14 protein-coding genes are annotated in these 16,468 nt (G+C 68.7%); all 14 read right to left on the bottom strand.

Annotated elements, in window-relative coordinates; translation table 11 throughout:
* Positions 1 to 4: 4 nt before the first annotated feature.
* The 14 genes from Taqua_RS08670 to rfbA all read right to left on the bottom strand — a co-directional run bounded on the left by Taqua_RS08670 (position 5) and on the right by rfbA (position 16,450).
* Entirely contained in the window at positions 5 to 1,018 is a 1,014-nt protein-coding gene (locus tag Taqua_RS08670) for a class I SAM-dependent methyltransferase (protein WP_144326290.1), read from the bottom strand.
* Positions 1,015 to 2,241, bottom strand: a complete 1,227-nt coding sequence (locus Taqua_RS08665; protein ID WP_185969594.1) for an ABC transporter ATP-binding protein — start codon at positions 2,239 to 2,241, stop codon at positions 1,015 to 1,017. Before Taqua_RS08665 ends, Taqua_RS08670 begins: the two co-directional genes overlap by 4 nt.
* A complete protein-coding gene (locus Taqua_RS08660) occupies positions 2,231 to 3,055 on the bottom strand; it encodes an ABC transporter permease (RefSeq protein ID WP_144326289.1) in 825 nt (274 codons plus the stop codon). Before Taqua_RS08660 ends, Taqua_RS08665 begins: the two co-directional genes overlap by 11 nt.
* 20 nt (positions 3,056 to 3,075) lie before the next feature.
* On the bottom strand, positions 3,076 to 4,131 hold the full coding sequence (gmd, locus tag Taqua_RS08655; RefSeq protein WP_143969576.1) for a GDP-mannose 4,6-dehydratase: 1,056 nt from the start codon (positions 4,129 to 4,131) through the stop codon (positions 3,076 to 3,078).
* 115 nt (positions 4,132 to 4,246) lie between these two features.
* Positions 4,247 to 5,365: an MraY family glycosyltransferase gene (locus tag Taqua_RS08650; protein WP_246094666.1), complete on the bottom strand. Its 1,119-nt coding sequence runs from the start codon at positions 5,363 to 5,365 to the stop codon at positions 4,247 to 4,249.
* A 3-nt stretch (positions 5,366 to 5,368) separates the two neighbouring features.
* Entirely contained in the window at positions 5,369 to 6,574 is a 1,206-nt protein-coding gene (locus tag Taqua_RS08645) for a glycosyltransferase (RefSeq protein ID WP_185969593.1), read from the bottom strand.
* Entirely contained in the window at positions 6,552 to 7,991 is a 1,440-nt protein-coding gene (locus tag Taqua_RS08640; RefSeq protein WP_143969578.1) for a mannose-1-phosphate guanylyltransferase/mannose-6-phosphate isomerase, read from the bottom strand. The genes Taqua_RS08645 and Taqua_RS08640 overlap by 23 nt, the downstream gene beginning before the upstream one ends.
* Positions 7,992 to 8,003: 12 nt before the next feature.
* Positions 8,004 to 9,383 carry a TolC family outer membrane protein gene (locus Taqua_RS08635; protein WP_144326288.1) on the bottom strand — a complete coding sequence of 460 codons (1,380 nt, stop codon included), beginning with the start codon at positions 9,381 to 9,383 and terminating at the stop codon, positions 8,004 to 8,006.
* Positions 9,384 to 9,387: 4 nt separating this feature from the next.
* Positions 9,388 to 10,755 (bottom strand): HlyD family type I secretion periplasmic adaptor subunit, encoded by a 1,368-nt coding sequence (locus Taqua_RS08630; protein WP_144326287.1) that lies wholly within the window; start codon positions 10,753 to 10,755, stop codon positions 9,388 to 9,390.
* A 46-nt stretch (positions 10,756 to 10,801) separates the two neighbouring features.
* Positions 10,802 to 12,562, bottom strand: a complete 1,761-nt coding sequence (locus tag Taqua_RS08625) for a type I secretion system permease/ATPase (RefSeq protein ID WP_058615472.1) — start codon at positions 12,560 to 12,562, stop codon at positions 10,802 to 10,804.
* A gap of 11 nt (positions 12,563 to 12,573) precedes the next feature.
* Positions 12,574 to 14,346: a type I secretion system permease/ATPase gene (locus tag Taqua_RS08620; protein ID WP_058615471.1), complete on the bottom strand. Its 1,773-nt coding sequence runs from the start codon at positions 14,344 to 14,346 to the stop codon at positions 12,574 to 12,576.
* Positions 14,330 to 14,980 carry a hypothetical protein gene (locus Taqua_RS08615; RefSeq protein WP_058615470.1) on the bottom strand — a complete coding sequence of 217 codons (651 nt, stop codon included), beginning with the start codon at positions 14,978 to 14,980 and terminating at the stop codon, positions 14,330 to 14,332. The genes Taqua_RS08620 and Taqua_RS08615 overlap by 17 nt, the downstream gene beginning before the upstream one ends.
* Positions 14,981 to 15,002: 22 nt before the next feature.
* A complete protein-coding gene (gene rfbC, locus Taqua_RS08610; RefSeq protein WP_058615469.1) occupies positions 15,003 to 15,575 on the bottom strand; it encodes a dTDP-4-dehydrorhamnose 3,5-epimerase in 573 nt (190 codons plus the stop codon).
* Positions 15,560 to 16,450, bottom strand: coding sequence for a glucose-1-phosphate thymidylyltransferase RfbA (gene rfbA / locus Taqua_RS08605; protein ID WP_144326286.1), 891 nt, complete (start codon positions 16,448 to 16,450; stop codon positions 15,560 to 15,562). The genes rfbC and rfbA overlap by 16 nt, the downstream gene beginning before the upstream one ends.
* Positions 16,451 to 16,468: the final 18 nt, after the last annotated feature.

Genomic DNA, 16,468 nt, shown 5'->3' with positions numbered 1-16,468 from the left:
CTGTTCAGTTTGAGGCGGACGTCGCAGCGGCGTCGGGCGTGTCGGCTGCTGTGGTCAGCGCACCGGCGTGGGCCAGCAGTTCGAACTCCAGGCACAGGCCGTTGGGGCGGCCGTGGGCAACCACCTGGATGTCGGCAAAGCCGTGGGTGGCCAGCAGGGCGCTGAGCGAAGCGGGGCTGTAGGCGTGGTAGTGAAAGTCGCCTTCGTAGTCTTGCCCGCCGTAGAGGACGTGGACCAGATCGGCTTCGCTGAGTTGGCCCTGCAGGTGGGCGCGCAGCATGGCGGCCAGGTCGGGCGTGATGAGGCGCAGCCGCCCGCCAGGCGCCAGGACGCGGCGCCACTCGGGCAAGATGCGGTCAGCAAACTGCTGCAGGGTGAAGTGCTCGACGAGGTGGGCCGCGCGCAGGTCGCGCACGCTGGCGTCGGGCAGTGGTAACTGGCCGACGTGGGCGATGATGTCCACGCCCGGCAGGGGCCGCAGGTCGATGTTGATGCGCTCGGGGTCAGGCCGCTCGCCGCAGCCGAGTTCGAGCCACAGGCCTTGGGGCCGGTCGCGGTGTTGGGCGAGTTTGTGCGGGTTGAGGATGCGCGGAGCGGCCAGGGGCTGGGTGGACTGCAGGATGGCTTGGCCGAGGTGGCGTTCGGCGCGCTCGACGCGGCGGGTCAGGGCTTCCAGCGCCCCATCGACCTTGAGGTTGAGGGCATGGCTGTGGGCGTCGAGCGCCGCTTGCCACGGGGGCTCGCCGACGTGTCGTCCGTCAAGAACATCGAGTCGGCGCTGCAGCTGGGACACAGCCGTGCGCAGGCCCACCAGCATCCACTCCAGGTCTTGCAGCGCCGTGGGCGCTGCCGGGGCGACGCCTGTGCTGGCGCGCCCTGCCCCGTCGAGCCGCAACGCCAGATTGCGCAGGCAGTAGGCCAGCCCGCGGTGGGCGCGGATCCAGCGCTCGATGCGCGGGCCAAGGCCGGGCAGGCGGATGAGCCAGCCGTAGAGGCGGTAGAGAATAGCGGTGATCATGCGGCGGCTGAGGAAGACTGTGCGACGTTGAGTTGGTACGGCAAGCGGCAGTGGCCGACACTGGTGCTGTCGGGATCCACAATTTCGATGGCTATAGCACCGAATTGCCAATAGATAACGTTGCGGGTGTAGTCAAGCGCGTCGTGCACGGCAACAGTGACGGTGTAGTGGCCGGCACCCAGCAGCAGCTGCGCCCGCAGAGTGACGGTGCAGGTGTCGCCGGGGTGGGTCAGGTCGATACGGTGTCCGGCCAGGTGGGTGTTGACACCAAACAGGTCTTGGCCGCGCGCGTCGTGCAACATGAAGCCGGCGGCGAGTTGCTGCACGCTTTGGTTGGCGCGCAGGTGCACGGTGATGTCGAGCCAGTCACCGCTGCGCAGGACGATGTCGCGGGTGGGGCGGCCGTTGAGCAGCAGCGCGGTGACGGTGGCTGGGGTGTCGGCGCTGTCCTGCTCGCCGCTTGCGGCGCTGGCCGAGCCCGCGCCCAGCAGTTGGCTGAGATAGGCGTCGCACACGGCGGCGGGCTGGCCCTGGGCGCGAATGGCGCCGTCGTCGAGCAAGATGGCCCGCTGGCACAGTGTTTTGACGCTGTTGAGGTCGTGCGAGACGAACAGCAGACCGCCACCGCGGGCCAGGTGCTGGCGGATGGAGGCCAGGCATTTTTGCTGAAAACGCGCGTCGCCCACGGCCAGCGCCTCGTCGATGATGAGCAGCTCGGCCTGCGCATGAATGGCGATGGCGAAGGCCAGCCGCAGCAGCATGCCCGAGGAGTAGGTGCGCACGGGCTCGTCGATGGCCGTGCCCAGCTCGCTGTAGGTGATTATGGCGTCGGCTTGACGGGCCAGGACATCGGCGGCCACCCCCCACAGGGCGGCTTGCAGGGCCATGTTTTGGCGCCCCGTTGCCGCCAGATCGAAGCCAGCCCCGAGTTCGATGAGAGCGCTGATGCGGCCGCGGCACTCGATGGTGCCCTCGTCGGGCAGGAGGCTGCCGGTGATGAGTTTGAGCAGGGTGGACTTGCCGCTGCCGTTGCGGCCGATGATGGCCAGCGCTTCGCCCGGCCAAAGGTCGAGATCGATGTCGCGCAGCACGGTGTGGGCCGCACCGGCGGCGGCGCCGCGCCACCCCAGCAGCGCCGCCAGCGCCGCGCGCCGGCTGTGGGTGTGGGGATAGAAGCACTTGCGCAGCCCCCGAATTCGCAACAGCGGCTGATCAGAGCGCATCGAGGAGTAGCTTGCGGCCATGGCGAACGATACGGCGCAACACGAGGGCGTGGATGGCGCCCAACAGCAGCGGCAGCAGCGCGGCGCTGGGGGGCACGCTGGCGGGCAGCCCGGTCCAGGCGGCCTGCACGGGTGCGATCAGCCCGTACCAGGGGTGGCCCCAGGCGAGTACACCGTGCAGGGGGGCTGGAATGAGGCTGGCTGGATAGACGATGGGGGTCAGCCAAAAGCCCACCTGCAGCAGCGGAGCCAGCGCATGTCGTATGTCGGGCACGATGACGGCGAGGCTGCCCCACACCCACCCGATGCAATAGGCCAGGGCCAGCAGCGCCGCAGCGGCCAGCACGGTGACGCCGATCACGTGCACCCCGATCGGCTGCCACAGCACGCTCACGAGTAACCACAGCAGCGCCAGCCCGACGGCAAAGGGGGCCATTTGCGCCAGCGGCACGTACAGCGGCAGGACGGCCAGATCGACGGCGTTTTTTTTGAGGATGAGGCGCTGCGCGGGCAAGGCGTCGGCCACGTGCAGCAAGGTGTCATGAAACAGTTGCCACAGCAACACGCCAGGCAGCATGTAGACGACGTAAGGCACCGGGGGGCCACCGGCAGCCGCCCCCAGGCGATGTTGCATGACGGCGCCCAGGATGAGGGCCAAGGTGCCGATTTGCGCCAGCTGCGGCAGGATGGACCACCACGCCCCCAGACCCGCCCCGCGGTAGGCTTCGATGAGGCGCTGGCGCGCCAGCAACACCACGAAGCGCCAGGTTTGGCGCCGAGCCGAATCGGCGGCAGACGGCAGCGGATGCACCATGGCCGTGCGCCACTGCGCGGTCACTGCGGATGGGCCGCTGGCTCGGCATCGCCGCTGCGGGCCAGCCGTTGCAGGTCGGCTTGCACCATCAGCTGGCAGAGCCGACGCACGTCGGTGTGCGCTTGCCAGCCCAGCCGTTCGCGCGCGCGGCGGCTGTCGCCCACGAGCAGATCGACTTCGGCCGGCCGGTAGTATTTGGGATTGACACGCACCACGGTGCGACCGGTGGCGGTGTCGATGCCGACTTCGTCTTGCCCCTGGCCGCGAAATGCCAGCGTGATGCCAGCCGCCTCGAAAGCCATGCGCACGAAGTCACGCACGGAGGTGGTGACACCGGTGGCCAGGACATAGGTGTCTGGCTCGGGGGCCTGCAGCATGCGCCACATGCCTTCGACGTATTCGGGGGCGTAGCCCCAGTCGCGCTGGGCGTCGAGGTTGCCCAGCTCGACGCATGTCATCAGGCCGGCGCTGATGCGAGCGGCGGCGTCGGTGATTTTGCGGGTGACGAATTCCAGGCCACGCAAGGGGCTTTCGTGGTTGAACAGAATGCCGCTGGCGGCGTAGAGGCCGTAGCTTTCGCGGTAGTTGACGGTCATCCAGTGCGCAAACAGCTTGGCCACGCCGTAGGGGCTGCGCGGATAAAAGGGCGTGGTTTCGTTTTGCGGGATGGCCTGCACTTTGCCGAACATCTCGGAGGTGCTGGCTTGGTAGAAGCGCACGCGGGGGTTGACGAGGCGAATGGCTTCGAGCAGATGCAGCGGGCCCAGACCGGTGATTTGGGCGGTGGTGCTGGGCTGCTGAAAAGACACGCCGACGAAGCTTTGCGCGGCAAGGTTGTAGACCTCGTCGGGCTGGCAGCGCTGCAACAGGTCCATGGCAGCCCCCGGATCGGTGAGGTCGTATTCGACCAGGCGCAGCGCCGGGTGGTCGTGGATACCGAGGTGGCGAATGCGCCAGAAATTGGGGCTGCTGCTGCGCCGGTAGGTACCGTATACCTGGTAACCCTTGTCGAGCAGGAGCTGGGCAAGGTAGGCACCATCCTGGCCGGTGATTCCGGTGACGATTGCGGTGGTCATGGCGGATGCGGGCGCAAACGCCCGTCTCTTCTAAAGGATGTGGGGCAACCGTCGATGACGGCAAAGCCCACGATTTTATGCGAGGACACGTGCTTGGGCGCCAGCGGCGGCGGCCTCAAGAACGCCCGAGGCGGCGCTTGAGCCACGCGGGGGCGCGAAAGCGCACCAAGCGCACGTACAGCAGCAGATACAGGACTGCGAAGGCCACGGCGCAGGCGATGAGCACGGGCGGCCGATACCAAAAGAGGACAGCGGGGACAACGCTGAGCGAGGTCAGCGCCCACAGATAGGGGGCGGTGGCGGCGTTGCGGCGCGTGAAGTCGCGCGCGGCCTGGGTGCCGGCAGCCCAGCGCAGCAAGCGGCGGTACACCAGCATGTGCAGGTGCAGGGCATCGGGCAAACCAGGGGACATGCGGCGCACGATCCACTTGCGATAGATGGAAAAAAGCGTTTCAACGATCGGGTACAGGCACACCAAGAACGGGAACCAGGGCGACAGTTGCGGGTGACGGCCGACCAGCAAAATGGCCACCTGGGCCAGAGTGAAGCCGAGCAGGTAGGCGCCACCATCACCCAAGAAGATCCAGCCACGGGGATAGTTCCACGCCAGAAAGCCCAGGAGCGCACCGATGGCCGCCAAACACAGTTGGGCCAGGGTCTGGTCGCCCAGCGCCCACGCCACATATCCCATGCCGGCGAACATGAGGGCGCAGGCAGCAGCCGCTAGGCCGTTGAAGCCATCGATGATGTTGATGGCGTGCGTGAGCCCCGTCGTGGCAACCAGCGTGATGAGGACGGCCAGCACACCGACTTCGAGCCCCGGCACCGGCCATTGGTGCAAGAGATCGTCGAGCAGCGGGATACCCAGACGGGGAAGCCAGGCGCCGACGAGCAGGCCCGCCAAGGCCGCCGAGCCGGCAGCGGCCAACAGCCGCGCGCGGGGTGAGACGCGCTTGGTCAGGTCTTCGGCCAGACCCGCAGCAAAGACGGGCAAGCTGGCCAGCGCCAAGCCCAGGAGTTTGCTCTCCACCAAGCCGCGCCAGGCCGACCAGGCCAACGCGACGACCACGGCGACGAACACTGCGACGCCACCGATGCGCGGGACGGGGCGGGTGTGGAACTTCTGGACGCCCTCGAGCGGATCGTGGATGGGGTGCAGGTGCTGGCTGCCCAGGCGCATGATGGCCAGGGTGGCCAAGTAAGCGACGATGGTGGCGACGAGGACGGTTTGCACGGGTCAGGCGGGTGTGGCGGGGGCGAGCAGGCGGCGATAGAGCTGGGCCGTGGCCTGCGCCATGGCTGCCGCAGAGAAGCGCTCGTGGATGTGGCGGCGGGCGGCCTGACCCAGGCGCTCGCACTGCGCCGGGTTGCTGGCCAGGGTATCCAGCGCGGCCGCCAGCGCACGTACGTCGCGCGGCGGCACGACGATGCTGGTGACGCCATGGCGGTTGAGGACGTTGACGCCATTGCCGAGGTCGCAGACGACCGTGGGTTTGCCGCAGGCCATGGCTTCCGCGCTGGCCAGCCCAAAGGCTTCGGCCGGCTCGATGGACGGCAGGGTAAAGAGCTGGCAGGCATGCATGGCCGCAACGAGCTGCGCGTGGCCGGCGCGGCCGAGAAAGAGCACACGGTCGCTCAAGCCGCGTTGGCGCACTTGTGCCTGCAATTCGGCCGTCAGCGGCCCCTGCCCGATCATGACCAGGACCGCCGAGGTTTGCATGGCATGCAGCGCATCGATCAAATACGCGTAGCCCTTGTAGTACACGTGGCGACCGACGGTGAGGATGATGGGACGCCCAGCGGCCCATTGCCGCAAGGTGGCGGTCGTGGCCGGGTCGGCCCAGCGGGGATCGAGCGGCTCGGTCTCGATGCCGTAGGGAATGACCGCCACGTCGGCATGCGCCGGGATTTGCGTGCTGCCCTGCTGGTGGGCCAGCGTGGGGACGATGAGGCTGCGCAAGCGCGCGCACGTTGCGCGCTGCACATACCGGTACAGGGGAAGTGCCCAGCGTTGTCGCACGATATCGCTGTGCCAGGTGGCCACGATGGGCAGCTGCGGCGGCATGGCGTGCACGATCACGTCGGCCCACGGGTTGGGCAGGTGCAGGTGGACGAGTTGGCAGCGATGACGGCGGCACTCGCGCATCGCCAACGCAACGACACCCGGTGTGATGAACGCGGACGCCAGGCGCCCCCAGTTGCGCGCGAGCACGGTGCGATAGGGGGTGGTGGGCGGGTGCTGCGGCGCCGCCGGGCTATCCCCAGCCACCAGGGTCGGTTCGACGCCGTAGTTGGGCAGGTGGCGCAACAGGGTGTCGATGTGGGCCTCGACCCCTGCGGGCGGCGGGGGAAGGTATTTGCCCAGGTGCAGCACCCGCAGCGGCTCGGCGCTTGCTTCAGTGCCCGGGCACAGGTGGGCATCAGGAGCGTGGAGGATCGGCACGGCCGTAGTCGTCATCAAAGCGCACGATGTCGTCTTCGCCCAGGTAGTCGCCACACTGCACTTCGATGAGCACGAGGTCGACTTTGCCCGGGTTGATGAGCCGGTGCTTGTGGCCGGCCGGAATATAGGTGGATTCGTTGGTGCGCACCAAAATGTGCTGCTCGCCATTGATGACCTGTGCGACGCCGCTGACGACGACCCAGTGTTCGCTGCGGTGGTGGTGCATCTGCAGGCTGAGCGCCGCCCCGGGCCGCACTTCGATACGCTTGATTTTGAAGCGCGGCCCCTCCTCCAGCACGGTATAGGTGCCCCACGGGCGCACGACCGTGCGATGCAAGCGGTACGCCTCGTGTCCGTGCTGCTTGAGATGTTGCACGACTTGTCTGACATCCTGCACTTTGTCGCGATGCACGACGAGAACGGCGTCGTCGGTGTTGACGACAAATAAGTCGCGCACGCCCACGGCGGCAACGAGGTGCCGCTCACTCTGAATGAAGGTGTTGTACGAGTCCAGCGCCACCGCGTGACCGATGTGGCGGTTGCCGTGCTCATCGGGTTCGACGAGTTGGCTGAGCGCGCTCCAGGAGCCGATGTCACTCCAGCCCAGATCGCACGGCACGACGGCGACGTTGTGCGCCTGCTCCATGACGGCGTAGTCGATGGAGATGTCGGGAAGCTGGCTAAAGCTGGCCGCATGCAGCTCGACCATGCCGCTGCCGGGGGTGCCCGACTGGGTGGTGAGCGCCCAGCACTGGCGTGCCGCTTGCAACAGGTGCGGACAGGCGCGCTCCATGGCGTGCAGCAGGCTCTGGGCTTGAAAGCAGAACATGCCCGCATTCCAATAAAAACCGCCACTGTCAAGAAAAGCCGCGGCGCTGGCGGCGTCGGGTTTTTCGATGAAGCGACGCACCGCGTAGCCCGGCGGCTGAGGGTCGCCTACTTGGATGTAGCCGTAGCCGGTCTCGGCAGCGGTGGGCTGCACGCCGAAGGTGACCAGGCAGCCCTGCTGCGCCAGCTGTGTTGCCGCAGCAACGGCCTGACCGAAGGCGTCGGGGTTGGCGATGAGATGATCGGCCGGCAAGGCCAGCAGCACCGCTTCGGGGCCGAAGCGTTCCCCAACATACAGCGCGGCCATGGCCAGCGCAGGGGCGGTGTTGCGCCCCACGGGTTCGAGCAAATAGGTGCTTGCCAGGCGCGCTTGGGTCGCCTGGTATTCGTCCTTGGTGCGAAAGTAGTAGTCGCGATTGGTGACGGTGATGACTTCGCCGACGTTGGGCAAGTTGACAGCGCGACGGTAGGTTTTATGCAAGAGCGTTTGTCCGTCGGGTAGCTGGATGAAGGGCTTGGGGTGGGATTCGCGCGAAATCGGCCACAGGCGCGTGCCTGCCCCACCACTGAGGATAACGGGGTACAACATAACTGGGCGATATCAGGGCTGTGCACGCAGCGCCGCATTGATGCGCTCGATTTCCGCTTCGACATTCTCGCCGGCCAGCGCCATCAGGCGCACACGCGCCAGCAGCACTTCGTAGCGGGCTTGCGCCAGGTCACGCAAGGCGGTTTGGCGCTGTTGTTGGGCATTGAGGACATCGAGCACGGTGCGCACCCCCGCCTCGTAGGAGCGTTGGTTGGAGATGACGGCTTGCTCGGCGGCGGCCACCGCGCGCTCCAGTGCCCGCACGCGCTCGATGCCTTCGGTGATGGCGCGGTATTCGCGGTGCAGACGCACGCCGAGATCGCGGCGGGTGGCTTGCAGGGTTTCTTGGGCCCGCGTCAGTTCAGCCATGGCTTGGCGCGTGGCGGAGTTGACGCCCCCCCCGGCGTACAGCGGCAGGTTGAACTGCACGCCGACGCTGCGGTTGGTGTAGCGCGAGCTGGGAGTGGTGACGTTTTCGCTGGCGCTGTGGGTGACCTGGGCGTAAGCGTCGAGCGTGGGCAGGTGCCCCGCTTGGGCACGCCGGACTTCTTGCTCGGCGACTTGGACGCGGGCTCGCAGGGCTTGCAAGGTCGGGTTGCCCTGCTCGGCCTTGGCCACCCACGCATCGAGGTCGAGCGGTTGCGGGGGACTGAGCACGAGCAGCTGCGGGTCGAGGACAGCCAGGGCGTCGGGTTCGCGGTCGATGAGCGCGCGCAGGCCGTGACGGGTAAAGTCGAGCTGCTGGCGCGCGCGCAGCTCGTCTGCACGTAGCAAGTCCAGCCGAGCTTGCACTTCGTCGACATCGGTACGGGTGCCGGTGCCGGCTTGCCAGGCCTTGACAGCAGCGTCGAGCTGGATTTGCGCAACCCGCACTTGCTCGCGCACGAGCGCCAATTGGTCGTGCGCGTAGAGGGTTTCGAAGTAGGCGCTGGCGACGCGGGGCCCGAGGTTGTCCAGTTCGGCTTGCAGGGTGGCGTCGGCATCGGCCACGACGGCCCGTGCTTGCTCCAAAGCGGCCCACAGCGCAGGGCGGTACAGCGGCTGGCGTAACGTCAGGTTGGCGTTTTTGCTGTAGTAGCGCTCGTCGCTGGTGACGGGTTGTCCCAGGATATTGGCCTGGGTGCGCGTGAGGTCGTTGTGGGCGCGCGCGGCACTGGCGCCGATGTTGGGCAAGAGCTGGGCGCGCGCTTGCGGCAGGCGTTCGCGTTGGGCCTCGGCGGCGGCACGCGCAGCGCGTACCGTCGCGTCGTTGTCGAGCGCGAGCCGATAGGCTTCGGTCAAGTCCAGCGCTGCGGCCGGGCTAAGCGCCGCACACGCGATCAGGGCCGCACCGCCCAGGCGCAGCCAGCGCGGCCCACGCGCGGCCAGCGTTTGCAGTGAGGGGGACGGCATCGGCTCACTCCTCCTTGAGACTGGCGGCGACCCGGCGCACCAGCGGGCCCATCAGGTAGGTCAGCAACGAACGCTCACCCGTTTTGATGATGATGTCGGCCGGCATGCCCGGCTGCAAGCGGCGTTGCCCGAGCGCCGCCATACCTTGCGGCGTGAGCACCACGCGCAACAGGTAAAAGCCCGCGCCGGTGTGCGGGTCAGTGAGCAGGTCGCCGGAGACGGAGACAACCTCCCCCTCCACCACCAGCTGCGGGTCGTGCGAGAAGGTGGAGAAGCGCACATCGGTCCGCAGGCCCGGCCCGACCTTGGCGATGAGGTGCGGCTCCAGCCGTGCCTCCAGCAGCAGCAGCTCGTCTTCCGGCACAATGTCCATCAGCTTTTGGCCGGGCTGAATGACAGCACCGACGGTCTGCACCGCCAGCCCCACCACCTGTCCGGCCGCGGGAGCGCGGATCTCGGTGCGCTGCAAATCTGCAAGCGCCGCACGGTAGCGCTCGGCATCGGCCTGCGCCTCGAGGTTGACGCGGGTGAGCTCGTTTTCGACATCCTTGCGGTAGTCCTGCTGGCGCGCCAGCGCGCGCTGGCGCAGCTCGGCGATCGCGCGCTGCGCGCGCTCGATATTGCCGAGCAGCTCGGTCTGCTGGGCCTGCAGCTCGGCCACCTGGCGCTGCAGTTCGCTCTGGCGCAAGCGCGGTGCGTAACCTTCGGCCACGAGGCTGGCGATGTTGCGCAGGTCTTCCTGCAACAACACCAGCTGCTCGCGCCGGCTCGGCAGCACGCCCTGGTAGGCGCGCAGCAGCGCCTGCTGGCCCTCGATGGCCTCGTCGATCGCGCGCAGCTCCGCCTGCAGCCCCTCACGGCGCGAGCGCAGCAGCTGCTGCTGGGCCTGCATCTGGGCCGCGATCCACGGGTCGTCGCGCGCCGCGAGCAGATCCTCGTGCCAGGCGATGCTGGCGCTGCCGACCTGCTCGGCCAGCAGGCGACCCTGCATCGCCCGCAGACCGAGGTAGCGCTGGCGCACGGCCTCGTAATTGGCGCGCGCGGTCTTGTCGTCCAGCAGGATCAGCGGCTGCTGCTCCTGCACGACGTCGCCTTCGCGCACGAGGACCTGGCGCACGATGCCGCCACTCAAGTGCTGCACGGCCTTGCGCTTGGTGTCGATGGCGACGACCCCGTGGGCGGGCACGCCCTCGTCCAGCGGCGCCAGCGCCGCCCAGGCGAGAAAGCCGCCGAAGCCCAGCAGCACCGCCAGCACGCCCCAGCGCGTGGCGCGGCTGGCAGGCCGGGGCAGCAGGCGGTCGGCGCCGGGGGAGGCATCACCCTCGGCCGGGACGCCGGCGCGCGCGCCGGCGGGGGAAGCGATTTCGTTCATGGGTTCAGGCTTTCGGTACGGGCATTCACGGGTATCGGGATCCGGCTCAAGCCACGGCGGGCAGGCCGCCGCCCTCGGGTGCGGCAGGCATGGCGGCCGCCGGGGCTGCGCCCGGGCGCAGCGCGGCCAGCACCTGATCGCGCGGACCCTGCGCGACGATGCGCCCGTCGCGCATCAGCACCACGCGGTCGGCCACCGCGAGCACGCCCGGGCGGTGGGAGATGACGACCACGGTGCGCCGCTCGGCCTTGAGCGCCTGCAGCGCCTGCTGCAGCGCGGCCTCGCCGGCGTCGTCGAGATTGGCGTTGGGCTCGTCCAGCACCACGAGGCGCGGCTCGCCGTAGAGCGCGCGCGCCAAGGCGACGCGCTGGCGCTGCCCGCCGGAGAGCAGCTGGCCGGCCTCGCCCATCGGCGTGTCGTAGCCCTTGGGAAAACGCAGGATGGCAGCGTGTAGCCCGGTGGTGCGGGCGGCGCGCACGACGGCCTCGGCATCCGGCTCGTCCATGCGGGCGATGTTTTGCGCGATGGTGCCGTCGAACACTTCGATGTCCTGCGGCAGGTAGCCGAGGTGGGGCCCGAGCTCATCGCGGTTCCAGCCGTCCAGCGGCAGGCCGTCGAGCAGCACCTCCCCCTGCACCTGCGGCCAGATGCCCACGATGACGCGCGCCAGCGTCGATTTGCCGCTGCCAGACGGCCCCATCACCACCGTGACGGTGCCGGGCCGGCATTCGAGGTCGATGCCCTTGAGAATGGGCTCGGCGCGGCCCGCGGCGCTGGCCACCACGCCGCGCAGCGTCAGCAGCCCCTGCGGGGCCACACGGCGCAGCGCTGTGTCGCGCGGCGGGTGCCGCTGCAGCAGCCGCTCCAGCCGCTGCCAGGCCATGCGGGCGCTCAAGAACCCCTTCCACGTGCCGACCAGTAGGTCGATCGGCGCGAGCGCCCGCGTGCCCAGCACGCTGGCGGCGATCATCGCGCCCGCGGTGAGTTCGCCATCGATGACCAGCAGCGCGCCCGCGCCCAGCATGAAGGACTGCTGGCAGTAGCGCACGAACTTGCTCCAGGCGGTGGCGCGGTGCGAGCGGGCGTGCGTGCGCGCGTGCTGCTCCAGCACCTCGTCGTGGCGGCGCTGCCAGCGCGCCTTCAGCCCCGGCAGCATCCCCATGGCCTGCACCACCTCGGCGTTGCGCAGTTTAGCCTGCAGGAAGCGGCTTTCCTCCTGTTGCATGCGCTGCAGCGCCTCGATGGGCACGAGCGCGCTGCGGTGCCCCCACCAGGCCATGGCGGTCTGCACAAGCGCAAAGCCGATCGCCAGCCACCCGAGCAGCGGGTGCATCACGAACAGCACGGCGATGTAGACCGGCACCCACGGCAGGTCGAAGAACGCCAGCACCCCATTGCCGGTGATGAACTGGCGCAGCTCGGTCAGGTCCGCAAACGCACGGCCCTGGCGCGCGTCGTTGGGGCCGAGGCTGGCGTCGAACGACGCCTGGAAGACCCGGTTGCTGAGCACGTCATCGATGCGCATGCCCACGCGCACCAGCACGCGCGAGCGCAGCCATTCCGCCACCGCCATGATGGCAAGCAAAAACAGCGCCAGCAGCGACACCGCCAGCAGCGTCAGCTCGCTGCGGCTGATGAGGACGCGGTCATACACCTGCAGCATGTAGAGCGTCGGCGTCAGCATCAGCACGTTGGCAATCATGCTGAACAGGCCAACCGCATAGAACTCGCGCCGGAAGGCCCACAGCGTGCGGCGCAGCTCGCTGCCGCGCGGCTTGGGATTGGACACGTTGGCTTTCTGTGACATGGCGTTCGCTTTCAGACCCCCGCCATCGTGGCGGCCGGGCCGGGGGTGGCCACGGGGTTGGCTGGCGTCGGCTGGGCCGGCGGCTGGCCGCGCAGCGCGGCCAGCACCTCATCGCGCGGGCCGAAGGCGCGCGTGGCGCCGTCAACCAGCACTAGCATCTTGTCCACCACCGGCAGGATGCTGGTGCGGTGCGTCATGACGACGAAGGTGGTGCCGCGCGCTTTGAGCGTCTGGATGGCCTGCGCCAGCGCCTGGTCGCCCGCCTCGTCGAGGCTGGCGTTGGGCTCGTCCAGCACCACCAGCACCGGCTCTCCGTAGAGCGCGCGGGCCAGCGCCACGCGCTGCCGTTGACCGCCGGAGAGGATCAGGCCATCGGGGCCGACTTCGGTGTCGTAACCCTGCGGCAAGGTTTCGATGAAGGCATCCAGTCCGACCAAACGCGCCGCCTCGCGCACGCGGCGCAGGTCCACCTCGCCGAAGCGGGCAATGTTCTCGGCGATCGTGCCTTCCAGCAGCTCCACCCCCTGCGGCAGGTAGCCCAGGTGGGGCCCAAGCTCTTCCTTGCGCCAGGTAAAGACGTCGGCGCCATCCAGCCGCACCTTGCCGCCCAGCGACGGCCAAAGACCCACCAGCGCGCGTGCCAGCGTCGTCTTGCCGGCGCCTGAGGGGCCCACCACCGCCAGCACCTCGCCCGGCTGCAGGGCAAAGCTGACGCCGCGCAGGATCGGCGCCTGCCCGCCCGGGGGCGGCACCAGCACGCCCTCCACGGCCAGGTGGCCGCGCGGCGCCGGCAGCGGCATCGCCTCAGGCGCCGGTGGCAGCTGGCGCAGCAGCTGGTCAAGCCGCTTCCAGGCATCGCGCGCCGTGATGACCGTGCGCCACTGCGTGACCAGCTGCACCAGCGGCGCCAGCACCCGCCCGCCCAGCACCGAGCCGACGATCATCATCGCCGCGGCGCCGGGCAATGCGTTTTCCAGCACCAGCCACGCCCCCAGCCCAAGCAGCAGCGACGACCACACGACCTGGATCCATTTGGTCAGCGCCGCGAATGCCCCGGCGCGGTTGGAAGCCAGCGCCTGCAATGACAGGAACTCCTGCTGCAGCGTCCACCAGCGCGCGCGCAGCCCGCGCAGCATGCCCATGGCTTCCACCACCTCGGCGTTGCGCAGCATGCCGTCGGCGGTCTGCTGCGCGGCGATCGCGGCGCGGTTGGCGGCGCTGAGCGGCGGCTGCGTCAGCCGCTCGTTCCACCACGCCAGACCAACCTGCAGCACGGCGCCGATCAGCGCCGCCCAGCCGAGCACCGGGTGAATGAGGAACAGGATCAACAGGAACACCGCCGCCAGCGGCGCCTCCATCGCCGCGGCAATGGCCGGCTGCTGGAAGAAGTCGCGCAGCGTGCGCAGATCCACCATCGGCTGCACGCTGCCGACGCCGAGACGGCGCAGATTCATCTCGTGGATGAGATCGACCACGCGCGGGGCCAGCTGGCGGTCGAACCAGTCGCCGGCGTCACGCATCACTTCGCTGCGCACCCACTCGAGCAGCTCCATCACGGCGTAGGCCAGCACCACCGCTAGCGTCAACATCAATAGCGTCACGTGGCTACGGCTGGTGACCACACGGCCATAGACCTCGAACATGTAAAACGTTGGGGCCAGCACCAGCAGCGCCGCCACGGCGGCAAAGCCCCAGGCGCGCCGCACCAGCGGCCACAGCGGCTGCAGCGCCGCGCTCAGCCCCACGGATCGGGCAGCACCGGCGGCATCAGGGATGGAGGACATGGGATGCAGGCTCCACTTGGAGATAGGGGGGCCAGAGGACGGAGCATTCGCCCTCGTCCCCGGGCTGGACGTGCAGCTCGGGCTGCGCTTCGTCCGCGGCGGCCTCGGCGTCGCCGAGCGAAAACGTCAGCGCATACGCCGCCTCGGCCGCACCGGTCAGAACCACCTCGCGCAGCCGAAGGCGGCCGAACGCCTGCACCAGCTGTTCCGGCAGCGCCAGCTCAAAGCGCAGCCGGCCATCGAGCGTGAACATCGACAGGCCGCCGGGGCGCACGCTCAGCGTGTGCCGGTCAAAATATACTGGGCAGCTGTCGGTGAAGCGCAGCAGCGGCAGCGGACGTGCGCCCAAGCGCTGGACGTGAAACGGGCTGGCCGGATGCTGATACACCAAGCGCGCCGCCCGGCAGACCGAATAGATGGCGTTACAGGCCATCTGCGAGCCGAGCCCGGGCATCGCCTGCCGCAGCTGCCGGTAGGCCAAGTGGTGCAGCGCCACGCGGTTCCAGCAGCGATGCTGCTGCACCACCGGGGCCAGCAGGTTGCACGCGCGGGCGAACGCCGCCTGCAGCGCGACCAGCCGCTCGCGCTGCTCAGGCGTCGGCGACAGGGGCGCGGTGATATGCAGGTGGCTCACAGGGCGGGATCATACTTGATTCCTATATGAAAAGACTGCCCGCCTGCACGACTTGCGACATCAATGCACCCTTCCGGTCCTTGGCCGACAGCAGCGGGGCCATGCCCAACGACGGCCAGTCGATGCCGATCGTCGGGTCATCCCACCGGATGCAGCGCTCCGACTCGGGCGCGTAGTAGTCGGTGGCCTTGTAGAGAAAGTCGGCGCTGTCGGTCAGCGTCAGAAAGCCGTGCGCCAGCCCGGGCGGGATCCAGAGTTGGCGGTGGTTGGACTCACTCAACTCCACCCCCACCCACCGGCCAAAGGTCGGCGAGCCGCGCCGGATGTCCACCGCCACATCGAAAACCGCCCCGCGCGCCACACGCACGAGCTTGCCCTGCGCGTGCGGCGGCAGCTGGTAGTGCAGCCCTCGCAGCACGCCGCGGCGGCTGCGGCTGTGGTTGTCCTGCACGAAGGCGATGCCGCTGAGCCCGGTGGCCGCCTCGAAGTCGCGCTGGTTGAAGCTTTCCAAAAAGAAGCCACGCTCGTCCCCGAACACGCGCGGGGTGAGGATGAGCACATCGGCAATGGCCGTCGGGGTCACGGTGTAGGGCATGGCGATTCACCCTGCAGCAGGCCCAGCAGGTAGCGCCCGTAGCCACTTTTGGCCAGCGGCTCGGCCAGGGCCTGCAGTTGGGCGTCGTCGATCCAGCCCTGGCGCCAGGCCACCTCCTCTGGGCAGGCGATCTTGAGGCCCTGGCGCCGCTCCAGCGTGGCGATGAACTGCCCCGCTTCGAGCAAGCTGTCGTGCGTGCCGGTGTCCAGCCAGGCGTAGCCGCGCTTCATGATCTGCACGTTCAGTTGGCCGCGCTCCAGGTAGGCCTGGTTGACCGAGGTGATCTCCAGCTCGCCGCGGGCGCTGGGGCGCACCGCGCGCGCGATGTCCACCACCTGCGCGTCGTAAAAGTACAGCCCGGTGACCGCGTAGTGGGAGCGCGGCCGCGCAGGTTTTTCTTCGATGCTGACGGCACGCCCCTGGGCGTCGAACTCGACGACGCCGTAGCGCTCGGGATCGTGCACATGGTAGGCAAACACCGTGGCCCCTGAGGGCTGGTCGTACGCGGCTTGCAGCAGCGTTTCCAGGTCGTGACCGTAGAAGATGTTGTCGCCCAGCACCATGGCGCAAGGGCTGCCAGCCAAAAAGTCCGCGCCGATGATGAACGCTTGCGCCAACCCGTCCGGGCTGGGCTGCACGGCGTACTGCAAATTCATGCCCCACTGGCTGCCATCCCCCAGCAGTTGGGCAAAGCGCGGGGTGTCCTGCGGCGTGCTGATGACGAGCACGTCGCGGATGCCGGCCAGCATCAGCGTGCTGAGCGGGTAGTACACCATGGGCTTGTCGTACACCGGCAGCAACTGCTTGCTGACGGCCAGCGTGGCCGGGTGCAAGCGGGTGCCGGAGCCGCCGGCCAGGATGATGCCTTTGCGCATAAACGGAAGCCACCCGAC

The organism is Tepidimonas aquatica, from assembly GCF_007556585.1.
GTDB lineage: Bacteria > Pseudomonadota > Gammaproteobacteria > Burkholderiales > Burkholderiaceae_C > Tepidimonas > Tepidimonas aquatica.
This window is presented reverse-complemented; position numbering and strand designations above follow the sequence as displayed.

Bases quoted from the DNA above. Each gene is read 5' to 3' on its own strand.
- rfbA (WP_144326286.1), bottom strand. From the start codon at position 16,450: ATGCGCAAAGGCATCATCCTGGCCGGCGGCTCCGGCACCCGCTTGCAC.
- gmd (WP_143969576.1), bottom strand. From the start codon at position 4,131: ATGACCACCGCAATCGTCACCGGAATCACCGGCCAGGATGGTGCCTAC.
- rfbC (WP_058615469.1), bottom strand. From the start codon at position 15,575: ATGCCCTACACCGTGACCCCGACGGCCATTGCCGATGTGCTCATCCTC.
- Taqua_RS08665 (WP_185969594.1), bottom strand. From the start codon at position 2,241: ATGCGCTCTGATCAGCCGCTGTTGCGAATTCGGGGGCTGCGCAAGTGC.
- Taqua_RS08630 (WP_144326287.1), bottom strand. From the start codon at position 10,755: ATGAACGAAATCGCTTCCCCCGCCGGCGCGCGCGCCGGCGTCCCGGCC.
- Taqua_RS08620 (WP_058615471.1), bottom strand. From the start codon at position 14,346: ATGTCCTCCATCCCTGATGCCGCCGGTGCTGCCCGATCCGTGGGGCTG.
- Taqua_RS08670 (WP_144326290.1), bottom strand. From the start codon at position 1,018: ATGATCACCGCTATTCTCTACCGCCTCTACGGCTGGCTCATCCGCCTG.
- Taqua_RS08640 (WP_143969578.1), bottom strand. From the start codon at position 7,991: ATGTTGTACCCCGTTATCCTCAGTGGTGGGGCAGGCACGCGCCTGTGG.
- Taqua_RS08635 (WP_144326288.1), bottom strand. From the start codon at position 9,383: ATGCCGTCCCCCTCACTGCAAACGCTGGCCGCGCGTGGGCCGCGCTGG.
- Taqua_RS08660 (WP_144326289.1), bottom strand. From the start codon at position 3,055: ATGGTGCATCCGCTGCCGTCTGCCGCCGATTCGGCTCGGCGCCAAACC.
- Taqua_RS08625 (WP_058615472.1), bottom strand. From the start codon at position 12,562: ATGTCACAGAAAGCCAACGTGTCCAATCCCAAGCCGCGCGGCAGCGAG.